This is a genomic window from Neorhizobium phenanthreniclasticum (genome assembly GCF_040066075.1).
Classification (GTDB): domain Bacteria; phylum Pseudomonadota; class Alphaproteobacteria; order Rhizobiales; family Rhizobiaceae; genus Neorhizobium; species Neorhizobium petrolearium.
This window is the reverse complement of sequence record NZ_JBEAAL010000001.1, coordinates 599,322-612,864: the sequence shown is the minus strand read 5'-3', so window position 1 is coordinate 612,864 and position 13,543 is coordinate 599,322. Positions and strand designations below refer to the sequence as shown.

General features: G+C 60.9%; 13 protein-coding genes and 1 tRNA gene. 4 read left to right on the top strand and 10 right to left on the bottom strand.

Annotated features, from left to right (window positions below; translation table 11 throughout):
* Position 1: 1 nt before the first annotated feature.
* From ABK249_RS03030 to ABK249_RS03020, 3 genes are all read right to left on the bottom strand, one after another.
* Positions 2-259, bottom strand: coding sequence for an acyl carrier protein (locus tag ABK249_RS03030; RefSeq protein WP_037160005.1), 258 nt, complete (start codon positions 257-259; stop codon positions 2-4).
* 134 nt (positions 260-393) lie between these two features.
* Entirely contained in the window at positions 394-1,239 is an 846-nt protein-coding gene (locus ABK249_RS03025; protein WP_348862191.1) for a GNAT family N-acetyltransferase, read from the bottom strand.
* Positions 1,240-1,268: 29 nt separating this feature from the next.
* Entirely contained in the window at positions 1,269-2,219 is a 951-nt protein-coding gene (locus ABK249_RS03020; RefSeq protein ID WP_037159044.1) for a D-2-hydroxyacid dehydrogenase, read from the bottom strand.
* 106 nt (positions 2,220-2,325) lie between these two features.
* Between ABK249_RS03020 and ABK249_RS03015 the strand changes: the two genes are divergently transcribed.
* Entirely contained in the window at positions 2,326-3,438 is a 1,113-nt protein-coding gene (locus ABK249_RS03015; protein ID WP_348862190.1) for an NAD(P)/FAD-dependent oxidoreductase, read from the top strand.
* Positions 3,439-3,456: 18 nt separating this feature from the next.
* On the opposite strand, the gene ABK249_RS03010 is transcribed toward ABK249_RS03015, so the two are convergent.
* The 3 genes from ABK249_RS03010 to ABK249_RS03000 form a co-directional block, all read right to left on the bottom strand.
* The gene (locus ABK249_RS03010; RefSeq protein WP_348862189.1) at positions 3,457-4,383 is read right to left on the bottom strand and encodes a dihydrodipicolinate synthase family protein; all 927 of its coding nucleotides are present in this window, start codon (positions 4,381-4,383) and stop codon (positions 3,457-3,459) included.
* The gene (locus ABK249_RS03005; protein ID WP_348862188.1) at positions 4,380-5,087 is read right to left on the bottom strand and encodes a ribonuclease activity regulator RraA; all 708 of its coding nucleotides are present in this window, start codon (positions 5,085-5,087) and stop codon (positions 4,380-4,382) included. The genes ABK249_RS03010 and ABK249_RS03005 overlap by 4 nt, the downstream gene beginning before the upstream one ends.
* A gap of 546 nt (positions 5,088-5,633) precedes the next feature.
* Positions 5,634-7,382, bottom strand: a complete 1,749-nt coding sequence (locus ABK249_RS03000; protein WP_348862187.1) for an acyltransferase family protein — start codon at positions 7,380-7,382, stop codon at positions 5,634-5,636.
* A 302-nt stretch (positions 7,383-7,684) separates the two neighbouring features.
* On the opposite strand from ABK249_RS03000, the gene ABK249_RS02995 reads away from it, so the two are divergent.
* Complete coding sequence (locus ABK249_RS02995; protein ID WP_037159996.1) at positions 7,685-7,939, top strand: DUF6074 family protein; 255 nt, start codon at positions 7,685-7,687, stop codon at positions 7,937-7,939.
* 68 nt (positions 7,940-8,007) lie between these two features.
* On the opposite strand, the gene ABK249_RS02990 is transcribed toward ABK249_RS02995, so the two are convergent.
* Both ABK249_RS02990 and ABK249_RS02985 read right to left on the bottom strand, forming a co-directional pair.
* A tRNA-Thr gene (locus ABK249_RS02990) sits at positions 8,008-8,083 on the bottom strand.
* 129 nt (positions 8,084-8,212) lie between these two features.
* The gene (locus ABK249_RS02985; protein WP_348862186.1) at positions 8,213-9,169 is read right to left on the bottom strand and encodes an NAD(P)H-dependent flavin oxidoreductase; all 957 of its coding nucleotides are present in this window, start codon (positions 9,167-9,169) and stop codon (positions 8,213-8,215) included.
* A 249-nt stretch (positions 9,170-9,418) separates the two neighbouring features.
* Here ABK249_RS02985 and ABK249_RS02980 point away from each other — a divergent pair, with 249 nt between their 5' ends.
* On the top strand, positions 9,419-10,651 hold the full coding sequence (locus ABK249_RS02980) for a hypothetical protein (protein WP_348862185.1): 1,233 nt from the start codon (positions 9,419-9,421) through the stop codon (positions 10,649-10,651).
* A gap of 2 nt (positions 10,652-10,653) precedes the next feature.
* Here the strand turns inward: ABK249_RS02980 and ppk2 are convergent, their stop codons facing one another.
* Positions 10,654-11,535, bottom strand: a complete 882-nt coding sequence (ppk2, locus tag ABK249_RS02975) for a polyphosphate kinase 2 (RefSeq protein WP_348862184.1) — start codon at positions 11,533-11,535, stop codon at positions 10,654-10,656.
* A gap of 218 nt (positions 11,536-11,753) precedes the next feature.
* Between ppk2 and phoR the strand changes: the two genes are divergently transcribed.
* Positions 11,754-12,992 carry a phosphate regulon sensor histidine kinase PhoR gene (phoR, locus tag ABK249_RS02970; protein WP_348862183.1) on the top strand — a complete coding sequence of 413 codons (1,239 nt, stop codon included), beginning with the start codon at positions 11,754-11,756 and terminating at the stop codon, positions 12,990-12,992.
* 88 nt (positions 12,993-13,080) lie between these two features.
* On the opposite strand, the gene ABK249_RS02965 is transcribed toward phoR, so the two are convergent.
* Positions 13,081-13,515, bottom strand: a complete 435-nt coding sequence (locus tag ABK249_RS02965) for a PACE efflux transporter (protein WP_348862182.1) — start codon at positions 13,513-13,515, stop codon at positions 13,081-13,083.
* Positions 13,516-13,543: the final 28 nt, after the last annotated feature.

Genomic DNA, 13,543 nt, shown 5'->3' with positions numbered 1-13,543 from the left:
CTCACGCCGCCGCGGGAAGCTTGGAGGCGAGATATCGGGTCATGTTGTCGATGCTGTCGAGGTTTTCCGGCACGATCTCTTCGTCGGCGATCGTGATGCCGTAAGTCTGCTCCAGAAAGGCGATGAGTTCGAGCACACCGGTCGAGTCGATCACGCCGGTATCGAGCAGCGACTGGCTGTTCGTCACGTCGGCATCGGCGCGGAAAAGGAAATTTTCCGCAATAAATTCGCGCACCGCATTTTCGAATGCATTTGCCATCGCCCAACCCCTCTTTGTCCTGAAATCCCAGCGCAGATAAGGCGCGGAAGTCAAGCGTCCATCTTCAGCATCACCCCTAAATGTTTCGCTAAAGTCGGAAATACTTTTGTATCTATGTGTCGTAATGGACGAATTTACTTGAGCTCCAGCGACATTTCCGACTGCGTCAGCCTGCTCTTGCGCCAGGCGACGCGCCGCATGAAACGATCGAGCACGCCCTCCGGTACATTTTCGACGACGTAGAGCTTGCGCCCGGAATAGCGCGCCGCCAGTGCATCCGTCAGCGACCGGCCCAATCCCCGGCGGCGATAGTCCGGATCGACGGCAAGGCCGTAAAGCCGCACGTCGCGGCCGCTGTCATCCACCAATGCGGCCGCCTTTCCGTCGAGCGCAAAGCCCTTGAGCGGCGGCCCGGCCTGCCGGAAGCAGATCGGGTCCGTCTGCCAGGTCGGGTCGGCATCCGAGAATTTTGACAGCATCTCGACGGCGGTCGCGAGATCGCATTCCGTTGCCGGCATCACGTCCGGGGCGGCGAGCTCGTGGCTGCGGCTGAAGCCGACCAGCTTTCGGGTGATTTCGAAGCCGAGCGAGAGATAGAGGTCGCGCGCCCGGACATTGGAATTGATCACCTCGAGGATGAGTTTCGCCTCGCCGCGCGCCCTGGCCGCCTCGATGGCTTCGCGCATGATGTTGCGTCCAAGCCCCTTGGCGCGGATCGTCGGGCCGATGCCGAGTGCGCTGATGCGCGACCGGTCGCCTCGTCTTGCAACGAGCAGGATGCCCGCGGGTTTTTCACCGTCGAAGAAGACTTGGCTGATGTCGGGATCGACGTCCTCCCGCTGGATGCGCAGCGCCAAGGCCTGCGATGTGACGTTAATCGGAACGACATAACCCGCAAAGCCTTCGGTATAGGCCTGCGCCGCCACCTCCAGCGGGCAGGCCGAAAGCGGGCGGCGGATGGTGGGGGTGCTGAGGTCCATCGATTGCGCTCCTTGAGGCCGCGATGACGTTAAAGAACGTTGGTGGGCGTGCCCTTTTTGAAATTCTCGATATGGCTGATCACCTGCGCCCAGAGCGTCTGCATCGCCTCGTCGCTCGCCCAGGCGACATGCGGTGTCACGATGACGTTCGGCCGTTCGAGAACGGCGAGCAGCGGATTGTCCGGCGCCGGCGGTTCCTTCGTCAGAACGTCGAAGCCGGCACCGGCGATCAGCCCCTCGTTGAGAGCGGTGACCAGGTCCGCCTCGTTCACCAGCCCGCCGCGTGCCGTGTTGATGATCAGCGGGCGCTTCTTCATCCTGCGGAATTCCTCGATCCCGATCAGGTTTCGCGTCGTCGGCGTCAGCGGCATATGGAAGGTGATGATGTCGGCAGTTTTCAGCACGTCATCGAAAGCTGTGTAACCCGGCTCGATCGTCTCGGTACCCTTGCGGGCCGCAAAGATGACTTTCATGCCGAAGGCCTCGGCAATCTTCGCCACTGACTTGCCGAGTGCCCCGCGGCCGAAAATGCCGAGTGTCGAACCGGCAAGGTCGCGGATCGGGTGGTTGAAGAAGCAGAACTGGTTGGCGCGCTGCCATTCGCCGGCGATCACGTCCTGCCGAAAACCGACGATCGAGCGACGCAGCGCGAAAATGAGCGCGAATGTATGCTCAGGCACCGTGTTGACCGCATAGCCGCGCACGTTAGACACGGTGATGCCGCGCTCCTTGGCGAAAGCGAGGTCGATCACGTCATAGCCGGTGGCGGCGACGGCGATCATCTTCAGCTTCGATGCAGCGGCTATTGCCTGCTCGCGAACCGGCGCTTTGTTGGTGATGACGATATCGGCGTCGGCAATACGCGCGGCGACGTCCTCCGGCGCTGTCTTGCCGTATTCCACCCACTCATGCGCAAAAGAGGGTCTTGTGATCGTCACCGAGGGGCCGATCGTGTCGCGGTCGAGAAACACCACCTTCATTGAGAAAAATCCTGCATGATAAATCCTCCCTCGCAGCCGAAGTCTGGCCGCAGCCGATTTCTCGTATATCATTCTGCCTGCTAATCGGAAGAGCGCGGAGAACGGAATGAACGAGGTGCCGGAGCTCGATTGTGTCGTCATCGGCGGCGGCGTGGTGGGGCTCGCGGTGGCGCGTGAGCTGGCGCTTGCCGGCCGCGAGGTCGTACTCCTGGAAGCGGAGCCGATGACCGGCAGCGTCACATCCGCCCGTAACAGCGAAGTCATCCACGCCGGTCTCTATTATCCAACCGGCAGCCTGAAGGCCGAACTCTGCGTCGCCGGCAGGTCCCGGCTCTACGACTATTGCCGTGAAAGAGATATCCCGCACAGGCGATGCGGCAAGCTGGTCGTCGCCTCCAACGAGGCGGAGGTCGGCTATCTCGAAAAGCTCCTGAAACAGGCCGAAGCCAACGGGGTCGAGGATTGTTACCTGATCGGCGGCGCCGAGCTTGCGGGCATGGAGCCGCGGATCAAAGGCTTCACCGCACTCGTTTCGCCCTCGACCGGCATCATCGACAGCCACCGGCTGATGGAGGCTTACGTCGCCGATATCGAGGCGCATGGCGGCGCGATCGTGCTGAACTCGCCCGTCCTGAGCGGAGAGCTGCTGGACGACGTCGTCCGGCTTTTGGTCGGCGGCCGCGATCCGGTGGAGATCGAGGCGAAGTTGGTGGTAAATGCCGCGGGCCTGAATGCCTGGGCGGTCTCGGAGGGCTTGACCGGCCTTGACCCAAAGACGATACCGGAACGCCACTATGCGAAGGGCTGCTATTTCTCGCTCGCCGGCCGTGCACCGGCGGAGCGGCTCATCTATCCAGTGCCGGAACCGGGCGGCCTCGGCGTCCACCTGACGCTCGATCTCTCTGGTCAGGCGCGTTTCGGACCGGATGTCGAATGGGTCGAGACGATCGATTACGATGTCGATCCGCGCCGGGCGGACAGGTTCTATGCAGCCATCCGCCGCTATTGGCCGGACCTGGCTGATAGAGCATTGCAGCCTGCCTATTCCGGCATGCGTCCCAAGGTGGTTGGGCCTAACGGGGGAGGTGGCGGCGACTTCGTCATTCAGGGACCTGAGGCGACCGGTCATACCGCTTACGTCGCGCTTTACGGTATCGAAAGCCCCGGCCTCACGGCCTCCATGGCGATTGCCGAAAGGGTGGCGCGCCTCGCTTTGTGAAGGGAGGCGCTACCGGATTCAGAGCGCCGCCCGCTTGTCGTGCTTGGCGAGGCGGGCAAGCAGGTAGTCGACTTCCGCCTTCGCAGTTGCCGAAAGCATCTGCGCCGGCTTGCGCTGCACATCCGTGGCGATAACCCCGCGCCGTTTCAGCACGTGCTTCCTGATCGCAAGGCCGACGCCGACCTGTTGCTCGTAGCGGATGAGTGGCAGATGCGCATCGAAGAGATCATGCGCCTCGTCCCGCTTACCGGCTGCAAAAAGGCTGATCAGTTCGGTCAGCATGTCCGGGAAACCATAGCCGGTCATCGCGCCGTCGGCGCCGCGTTCCGGTTCGAAATCAAGGAACAGTCCGCCATTGCCGCACAGGATCGAGAAGGGACGCAGTTCGCCCGCCTTCTGCATGGCGCGCAGCTTTGAAATCTTCTCGAGTCCCGGCCAGTCTTCATGCTTCAGCATCAGGCAGGACGGATGGTTGGTCATGATCTTCGCAATGACGCCGGGCGACATGACGACGGTCAGCGTCAGCGGATAGTCCTGCAGCACCCATGGCACATCCTCGCCAACCGCCTCGACGGCGCCGGCGAAATAGTTGACGATCTGGTCATCGGTTCTCAGCGAAGGCGGCGGGGCGATCATGACTCCGGCCGCACCCATCTCCATCGCATCGCGTGCCAGCGACCGCATGCCGGCAAAGCCGGGCGCCGAAACCCCGACGATCACCGGCACCTTGGCACGCGAGAGGACGCGTTTGACGATGGCGCGGCTCTCGTCGGGCTCCATCTTCGGTGCCTCGCCCATGATGCCGAGGATAGTGATGCCTGTGCAGCCGCTTTCCTCGTAGAAATCCGTCAGCCGGTCGATCGAGACAAAGTCGATCGAGCCGTCTTCAAGGAAGGGCGTGGTGGCGATGGCATAGACGCCTTTGGAATCGGCTCCGAATGTCATTTCTGGCTGTCCTTCCAGGCCTGGTAGCGGGCTTTCGTTTCTGCGTTCATCGGATAGAGGCCGGGCAGCGGCACGCCGCGATCGACCTCGGTCATGATCCAGGCTTCCATGCGTTCCTGCTCGGGAGCTTCCGCAAGCACCGCGTCGAGGAGTTTCGCGGGGATCAGCACGGCACCGTCTTCGTCCACCACGACGATATCATCCGGGAAGACCGCGACGCCGCCGCAGGCGATTGGCTCCTGCCAGCCGACGAAAGTAAGCCCGGCAACGGACGGCGGGGCTGCGACCCCGTTGCACCAGACCTTCATGCCGCTGCCGAGCACGCCTTCCGCGTCGCGCATGACGCCGTCGGTAACGAGAGCCGCCACATTGCGCTTGGCCATGCGGGCGCAAAGAATGTCACCGAAAATGCCGGCATCGGTGACGCCCATGGCGTCCGCGACCGCCACGCAGCCTTCCGGCATCGCCTCGATCGCAGCACGGGTCGAGATTGGCGAAGACCAGCTTTCCGGCGTCGCCAGGTCCTCGCGGGCAGGCACGAAGCGCAGAGTGAAGGCCCTGCCGACGACACGGTCCTGGCCGGGCCTGATCGGCTTGGTGCCGCGCATCCAGACGTTTCGCAGGCCCTTCTTCAAAAGCACCGTGGTTAGCGTGGCGGTGGAAACGCCTTTGAGTGTCTCGATGATCTCCGGGTCCAGCGACATGAATTCTCCTCGGGAAATTTCTTGAGCCGCCAGGGCTGGCGGCGGGCGCGATATTCCTTCGCGTGCTCCCGTTCGTCAAGGAAACTGATGGCTTCCTTTATTGACATGAGAGCGATCCCGTCGCCGGCAGGGCTCTGATGCTCGCTGTCATTGATTTTTCAGATATGAGCGTCGAGACCCCGGAGGGTGGTCGTCGACCATCCGCCTCGCTTTAGTGCCAATGTCGAAGGAGCCAGGATCATGCGCCGCAAATTTGCGAAGCGGCCCGATCGAACAAATGTTCTGATTAAGCGGATCGTTTTCCGGCGATCGTGATGTCAACCTTCTGGAGGCCCGGCGCCCGCCTGACGCGTGATCCGCCGCACCGAGCCTCCGGCCGCTGCCCAAGCGGGGAGGACTCCGCCCGGCGCGACGGGCCTGACGTTTTTCGAGTCCTGCTCTTGGTTCCAGTGCCGTTAAGAATCGAGCTAAACGGACCTTTATTTTCCACAGCTCCTGTGCCGGGGCGGCACAGATCCGCTTAGGATGGTCCGGCAAATCCCGTCTTCACGGGCTGATTGATCTGACCGCGGAGACAATCATCGGAGCCGCATAGATCGCGCCGAACTTCGTGAAGTGCATTCTGTCCTGCGAGATCATCTGGCCGCGATCATCGAAAACCGGCAGTCCGCCTCTATTGCCTTCGAGAGAGGCCAGAAGGTCGAAATAGTTTTCGGGAGGAAGCTGTTTTCTGAGAGTCTCGTTCTGTACGCGGACGCTTTCGATCGGGGTGGTCAGGGCATAGGCTCTTTTTTCGATCGGCATCCCGATGAACGGGTTGAGGTTGTAGCCGAAATGCTTCGGGCCAATCACCAGGGCTCTCCTTTCGAGCTGCTTCGCGCGGGAGACCAGCAGCGAAGCGCAATCGTCAATGCCGGTGAGAACGATGTAGTCGGCCTGTTGGAAAAGGACGTCATGGACCGGGGACTGCATTTCGCCCTGCCGGCAATAGGCGGGAAGGTCTTCTCTGTAAACGAGATTTCGGCTGGCAAGAAAGCCGCCTTCGAACAGCGCGTTTGCCACATCACGCGCGAAGCTGTCGCCAACCACCAGAACATTTTCCTGCGCATTGGCGGGGAAAGTATCTGCGGTATAAGTCCTGATCCGCTCATTGTAGGCTATGTAAAGATCGCCCTGCTTGGCGTTTGGGAATACCCTGTCCGGCCGTCCCTGGGTTGAGTGAAGATAGAGTCCGAAAGTCACCATAAGGGCCGCAGCAGCGGTACAGATCGCTGTGAAGGGCCTCACCTTCAAGGCCGGTTTCCTGAAAGGCAGCTCGATGAAGCGCCAGGAAAGCCAGGCGACCGGAAAAATCGACAGTGTCAAAGCCGCCATCAGGGCGGGCGAAGGCGGATCCAGGCTTCGGATGCGGGCAAATGCGAATATCGGCTGGTGCCACAGATAGGCGCTGTAGCTGATCAGCCCGATCATGACGAATGCCTTGGTCGAGAGAAGCTGCCCTACGCGGTTTTGCCCGTTGGCGAAAAGAATGATCAGCACAGCGCCAACGACGGGCGGCAAGAGGAAAACCGATGGCGTTGGAAGTTTCTCATCAAAAAAAACCACGGACCCCAGCACCAACGCCAGTCCCAGGAGTGCCAGCAAGCCGTCGTGGCGTCTTGGTCGAAGTGGCGTTAAGGCGCAGATGCTTCCCAGCAGCAGTTCCCACGCCCTTCCGAATGGAAGGTAGAAGTTTCCGGACGGAAATTGGACAGAGCCAACCTGTGCGAACGCGATGCTGGCGAGCGCGAGAATGCAGAAGAAACCCAGGATCACTTGTTTCGTCTGCTTCCTGAGCAGGAACATCAGAAGCGGAAACGCTATGTAGAATTGCTCCTCGACCCCGAGGCTCCAGGTGTGAAGGAGAGGTTTGAAGTAACTTTCCAGTTCCCAGTAACCGCTCGTCAGGGCGAGCAGGATATTATTGGAGAACAGCAGGGTAGCGACGACGCTTTGGCCAAAATTCTCCAGATAGTCGGGAAGCATCCACATCCACGCAAAAACGGAGGATGCAGCGAGAACGACAAGCAGGGCCGGAAGAATTCGTCGCGCTCGCCGCTCGTAGAATTTCCAGAGCGAAAATTTCCCGTTCGTCAGGTCGTCATGGATGATCTTTGTGATCAGATATCCGGAGATGACGAAGAAGACGTCCACGCCGATGAACCCGCCAGTCGTCAGGCGAAGACCGGCATGCGCCAGAATGACCGAGACCACGGCGATTGCGCGAAGACCATCTATCTCTGGTCTGTATTTCATCTGGATGTTCCGACGTATGGATCGAGCGTCTGGTTGGTGAATGCCGGAAAGTGACCATTTTCACTCGATCTCGGCTATTCGCCTGATCGGACGCCCGACCTGACAAAAAGGCGTATTTTCGCGAGTTTCCCGGAAAAAATTCGCTCCCCGGCCTGGTGAGGCGTGCTTCGACGGCCTTGCCGGGTGGCTGCGGCGAGAGGCGGCGGGAAATACGCCCGGTGGACCGGTTCACCCTTTGTGAAGGATCGGCGGCGATGGTGCCTGCATTCTGAGGCGATTCGCGTGACAGTGATGGAGATGAAATGACGGTTCTGCAGTTCCCGGCCGATCGGCGCACCGGCGATGTAAGACGATGCGCAGAAGCCCTCCGGCGGCTCCATGGGGAGGCCGCAAACCATTTCTGGCGATCGGAGATCACAGGCTTCGCCGCAGCGCTCAGGGGGCAGGGAATGGCGGAGGAAGAGATATCGCGGCAGGCAGGTTTGTTCATGCATGCGGTTCAGATGGAATTGCAGGCGCTCTTTGCGGAGGCGGATTCGGACGCCGCAGCGGGATGAGACGCCATGCTCGGCAGCCCGATGCCGGCCGGCCTGGGAATGGAAATTTCCACGTGCTTGAAGAAAAATGGTGCCGCTTACGTGACTCGAACACGTGACCCCATCATTACGAATGATGTGCTCTACCGACTGAGCTAAAGCGGCACGGGCAGCGGGCGGCTTGGCCGGCTGCAAGTGATGCGGCTGATACAGGCAAAAACTTGCGATTTCAAGCCGGGATTTGATCCGCTCTGCGATTTTCCTGAAATGCGCCTTCCTCGTCGAGGGCCGGGCTCAAAGCGCGAGGCGCTTCCGTGCCGTTCGGTACTCGCTCTCCAGCCGATCGATGAGTTCGGCCACGGGAACCACCGCTTTGACTGCGCCGACGCCCTGTCCCGCACCCCAGATTTCCTTCCAGGCCTTCGGCCCGCTCACCGCCTTGTCGAAATCCATCTTCGACGGGTCGGCGGCGGGCAGGGCATCCGGATCCATGCCCATGGCCCGGATGGAGCCTTTGAGATAATTGCCGTGAATCCCGGTGAAATAATTCGAATAGACGATGTCGGCGGCGTTCGAATCGACCATCATCTGCTTGTAGCTTTCGGAAGCGCGCGCTTCATGGGTGGCGATGAAGGGCGAGCCGATATAGGCCATGTCCGCTCCCATGGCTTCGGCGGCCAGAATTCCCCCGCCGGTGGCGATTGCGCCCGCAAGCAGCAGAGGACCGTCGAACCATTCGCGGATTTCCTGCACCAGGGCGAAAGGCGATAACGTGCCGGCATGGCCTCCGGCGCCGGCTGCGACCGCGATCAGCCCATCCGCGCCCTTGCGGATTGCTGAATTGGCATGACGGTTGTTGATGACGTCATGAAGTACGACGCCACCATAGGAATGCACTGCGGCGTTGACCTCCGGCACCGCACCGAGCGAGGAGATGACGATCGGAACCTTGTATTTCACGCACATCATGAGATCGTGCTCCAGCCGCTTGTTGGAGGTGTGCACGATCTGGTTGACGGCAAAGGGAGCTGCGGGCCTTTCCGGGTTCGCGGCATTGTAGGCGGCCAGATCCTCGGTGATCATCGCCAGCCATTCGTCGAGCTGGCTTTCCGGCCGGGCGTTGAGGGCCGGAAAGGCGCCGACCACGCCGGCCTTGCACTGCGCCAGGGTCAGTTCCGGATGGGAGATGATGAAAAGCGGCGACGCGACCACGGGCAGGCGCAGCCTGTCCTTGAGGATTGCTGGAAGCATGCGGTAAGTCCCTCCCGATTTACTTTTACGCAAACGTAAATCTCCCTAGCAGATGCTGCAGGGCGCGAAAAGTCGGTGTAAAATTTTTCAACCGTGGCATCCTGAAATCGCCAGGGGCAGGCCGGAACATAAGCTCACCTTATTTTTCGCCATGGTGCAGCGGGCAGGCGGCGCTTGCAGTTCTTCTGCGGAGAGGTTACCGAAACGTGAACCCCGTGTGTCGGGAACAAGAAGGAAGAAGGACCGGCAGTGAGCGGTTTGGAAACGGCCATCAGGAACGCACTGGAACGCTCGGATCGGGTGAACCGGGATGTCAGGGCCCGTATTTATCAGTCGGCACGACAGGCGCTGGATGCCGGTCTTCGCAAGCAGGGCGTCTCCGACCGGCTGACCATCATGCAGCAGCAGGAACTGCTGGAGCGGAAAATTCAGGAGATCGAGGCGGAGGAACTTCGGCGCCTGGAGCAACCGGCGCCGATGCCTGTCCTCGAACTCGATACCGAACTTCCCTATGATCAGGAACCACAGCGTGTGGATCCGCCTGTCCAGACGACCGCCGCTTCTGAGCCGGCAAGGCGGGAGCCGGAGGTCATGCTCGATGGCGAAACGCGATCGGCGACGACCGCGCCTGCTGCTTCCACGGCTCCCCCGGTTGAGGCGGCCGCAGCCGCGCCGATGGGGTCTTCCGGCGATCTCGGCGGTCTCGGTGCTGCCCGTGCAGAGCGCCTCGAGGCCGTTCCGGAAGCGAAGCCCGCCAAGGCCGCAAAAGCAAAGAAGGCGCCGGCACCACCTTCCGGCACAACCCTGGACGTTCCGCCGGAGCGTGCTGCGAAGCCGCGCCGGCGCCGCGGTTTCCTCTCGCATCTCATGACATGGCTGATCACGCTCGCCGTCGTCGGTGGCGCCTGCTGGTGGTTTTACCAGTCCGGCATGGTGCAGTCGTTTATCGAGGAGGCGATGAAGGCGGCCGACCGGGCCACCGCCGCAGGATCGGGAGAGGGACCGATAGCCTTTGATCCGCGCAGCGGGTTTTCCGATGACTGGGCGGAAATCTTCGTTCCCTCCCGGGTTGCGGAATTGAAACCTGGGGACCAAGCGCAGGTGGAGGCCGTGGCGGGGGCCGAGGGACAGGCCGTCCGCATCGTATCCGCCACGCCCGGCGAAGGCGGCGATGTGGCAATCGATGTACCGCCGGAAGTGTTGCGTGAGATGGCCGGCAAGAGCTCGACGGTGGCGCTGACGCTGCAATCGGCCCAGGATAGTTCCGTGCAACTGTCGGTGCGCTGTGATTTCGGCAGTCTCGGCAATTGCAGCCGCCATCGGTTCACGGCAACGCAGGAGAAGCAGGATGCGCTCTTCCGCGTCACCTTCGAACGGTCGCTGGCGCCCAATAGCCCCGGCCGCCTGATCGTCAACAGCGGCCTCGACGGCGCCGACCGGCCGGTGCTGCTTTATTCGGTGCGCATCCTGCCGGGCCAATAGTCCTATTTCAGGAATTTCGGCCCGAAGCCCAGGATCTTGTCATCGACCTCGTCGATGGCGCTCTTGTCCTTGCCGTCGTAGTCGAGTGACTGCAGCATATGACGGATGACATTGATGCGGGCGCGGCGCTTGTCGTTCGCCCGCACGATCGTCCAGGGCGTTTCCTGCTCGTGCGTCTTTTCGAGCATCGCGTCGCGCTTTTCGGTATAGTCGTCCCACTTGTTGAGCGCGGCGATATCCATCGGCGAGAGCTTCCAGATCTTCAGCGGGTCGTGCCTGCGCTCATGGAAACGCTTGAGCTGCATCTCGCGGCCGATATCCAGATAGAATTTGAAGAAGATGATGCCTTCATCGAAAATGGTGTCCTCGAAACGCGGTACCGCCTTCATGAAGTCTTTGTATTGTTCCGGCGTGCAAAAACCCATGACCGGTTCGACGCCGGCGCGGTTGTACCAGGAACGGTCGAAGAGCACGATCTCGCCGGAAGTCGGGAAATGCGCGATATAGCGCTGGAAATACCACTGCCCCGCTTCGGTCTCGGTCGGTTTGCTGAGCGCCACGACCCGGGCTGAACGCGGATTGAGATAGGCGTGGATGGAGAAGATCGTGCCGCCCTTGCCGGCGGCGTCACGGCCCTCGAAGAGCGCCATCAGCCGCTTGCCCGTCGCCTTCAGCCAGAACTGCACCTTCACGAGCTCGATCTGCAGCTTTTCGAGCTGCTTCTCGTATTTGTCCTCATCCATCTTGTCGTCATAGGGATAGCGGCCGGAGCCCAGTGCATTGTCTTCGACCCAATTCGGCAGCTTCGGATCATCGATGTCGAACCGCCTGATCTTGTCACCGATCCTGAGGTCGACTGCCCGGCTTCCTGTCACATCCACCATGATTTCCTTCCTTCAATGTTGCAGACAGAGCGACTTTCAAATGTAACGCAGGTTCGAAATCCGGCTACCGTCATGTGAGCGCGGTTTTTTTCATCGGTCCATTGGAGGCGATGTATATCTGTCACGCAAGGCATATATGTGCGCGTGTTCAACTTGTGAGAACGGCGAGTCGGATCGTGGAGTCGGTATTGGAAAAATGGTGGCGGAGTTTGGGCGAGATGGTTGTCCGGGCTCGCCAGGAACGGCCTTTGCTATTGCTCCTGACGCTCGTCGCCTCCCTCGCTCTTCTGGCCGGTATGGCATGGCCGGGTGTGTTTGCCGGCTGGCTGCTGCTGGTCCTCGTCGTGGTGGCCCGCAAGCCGGCCGTCTTGCCGGTCGAGGAGCCGGAGGTTGTCGAAGAGGAGGAACCGGTTTTCGATCCTTTGCCGCAGGTGGCTGCAACCCTCGGAGCGCTGGATATTCCGGCTTTCGTGCTCGGGCAGGATGCCTCCGTCCTTTTTCAGAACAAGGCGGCAGAGAAGGCTTTCGGTGCGTTGCCCACCGGTTCGCATCTTTCCGCGAAATTACGCTCGCCCGGCATTCTCGACATGGTGCGCGAGACCATCGCCACGGACGAGCCGAACCAGATCGAGCATTCCGAACGCCTGCCTTCCGAACGCGTCTATATGCTGCGCGTCGCGCCGATCGATCTCGGCCAGCGGGCGCCCGAGACCCCGGAAGACGAGGTGCAGAAATTCTACCTTCTGTCGTTCAAGGACATTTCGGAATTGCGCCGCATCGACAGGATGCGTTCGGATTTCGTCGCCAATGCGAGCCATGAACTGCGCACGCCGCTTGCGTCGCTGAGGGGGTTTATCGAGACGCTGCAAGGACCGGCGCGGTCCGACCCGGCAGCCCAGGAGCGGTTCCTTGCCATCATGTTCGATCAGGCGACGCGGATGAGCCGCCTCGTCGACGACCTGATGTCGCTTTCGCGCCTGGAGCTCAAATCCCATATCGCCCCTGACCAGACCGTCGATCTGAGGCCCCTGATCGGTCACGTGCGGGATGCACTTCTGCCGCTTGCCGAAGACCTCGGGGTGGAAATTCGCACGCACCTGCCCGAGGGCAAGGTCGAGGTGCTGGGAGATCGCGACGAACTCGTCCAGGTTTTCGAGAACCTGATCGAGAATGCTTGCAAATATGGTCAGGAAGGCAAGTTCGTCGATGTTTATCTTAAGAACGGACCATCGAAGCCGGTTGAGGTGAGCGTCGTGGATCAGGGGCCAGGCATACCCGCCGAGCACGTTCCGCGGCTGACGGAGCGTTTCTACCGGGTCAGCGTTGCCGACAGCCGCTCAAAGAAGGGCACCGGTCTCGGGCTTGCGATCGTCAAGCATATCCTTACTCGTCACCGGGCGCGCCTGATTGTGAAGTCGGAAGTCGGCAAGGGAAGCGAATTCACCGTGAGGTTCTGATCTGAACCGGGTGCCAAGGCAGCGGATGGTCCTTTTCGCACTCACAGCCTGTCTTATGGAATCCTGACGGCTGAAAAAGAGGCGCGCATTAACGCGCCTCTGCCTTCTGCCATTCCGGCAGCGGGAAAAGCCGGTCATAGGCCCAGTTGAAGACGAAGGCATAGACGACGTAGAAGGCGGCAAAGGCGAGATCCATGATCAGCGCTTCCCACAGGCTGATATCGAGATACCAGGCAACGAACGGCAGAAGCACGATGAGCAGGCCCACCTCGAAAAGGATGGCATGCCCTGCGCGAATTGCCGGCGTCTTCTGGGTGCCTCCGGTCAGTCGCCGCATCAGGTGGTCGAAACCGAGATTGTAGAGGTAGTTCCAGCCGGTGGCGATCGTCGCACCGCCGATCGCGATAATGCCGATGTCGGAGACCGGCTTGCCGAAGGCAAGCGCACCGAGCGGCGTGACGATGAGCAGCGCGATAATTTCGAAGCTGATGGCGTGGCGGATACGGTCGCTGGTCGAGCGCATGATACTCCCCGAATGGGTTGGTTCCGGG

Bases quoted from the DNA above. Each gene is read 5' to 3' on its own strand.
- ppk2 (WP_348862184.1), bottom strand. From the start codon at position 11,535: ATGGTGGATGTGACAGGAAGCCGGGCAGTCGACCTCAGGATCGGTGAC.
- ABK249_RS03025 (WP_348862191.1), bottom strand. From the start codon at position 1,239: ATGGACCTCAGCACCCCCACCATCCGCCGCCCGCTTTCGGCCTGCCCG.
- ABK249_RS03010 (WP_348862189.1), bottom strand. From the start codon at position 4,383: ATGACATTCGGAGCCGATTCCAAAGGCGTCTATGCCATCGCCACCACG.
- ABK249_RS03005 (WP_348862188.1), bottom strand. From the start codon at position 5,087: ATGTCGCTGGACCCGGAGATCATCGAGACACTCAAAGGCGTTTCCACC.
- phoR (WP_348862183.1), top strand. From the start codon at position 11,754: ATGGTTGTCCGGGCTCGCCAGGAACGGCCTTTGCTATTGCTCCTGACG.
- ABK249_RS02995 (WP_037159996.1), top strand. From the start codon at position 7,685: ATGACGGTTCTGCAGTTCCCGGCCGATCGGCGCACCGGCGATGTAAGA.
- ABK249_RS03030 (WP_037160005.1), bottom strand. From the start codon at position 259: ATGGCAAATGCATTCGAAAATGCGGTGCGCGAATTTATTGCGGAAAAT.
- ABK249_RS02985 (WP_348862186.1), bottom strand. From the start codon at position 9,169: ATGCTTCCAGCAATCCTCAAGGACAGGCTGCGCCTGCCCGTGGTCGCG.
- ABK249_RS03000 (WP_348862187.1), bottom strand. From the start codon at position 7,382: ATGAAATACAGACCAGAGATAGATGGTCTTCGCGCAATCGCCGTGGTC.
- ABK249_RS02965 (WP_348862182.1), bottom strand. From the start codon at position 13,515: ATGCGCTCGACCAGCGACCGTATCCGCCACGCCATCAGCTTCGAAATT.
- ABK249_RS03020 (WP_037159044.1), bottom strand. From the start codon at position 2,219: ATGAAGGTGGTGTTTCTCGACCGCGACACGATCGGCCCCTCGGTGACG.
- ABK249_RS03015 (WP_348862190.1), top strand. From the start codon at position 2,326: ATGAACGAGGTGCCGGAGCTCGATTGTGTCGTCATCGGCGGCGGCGTG.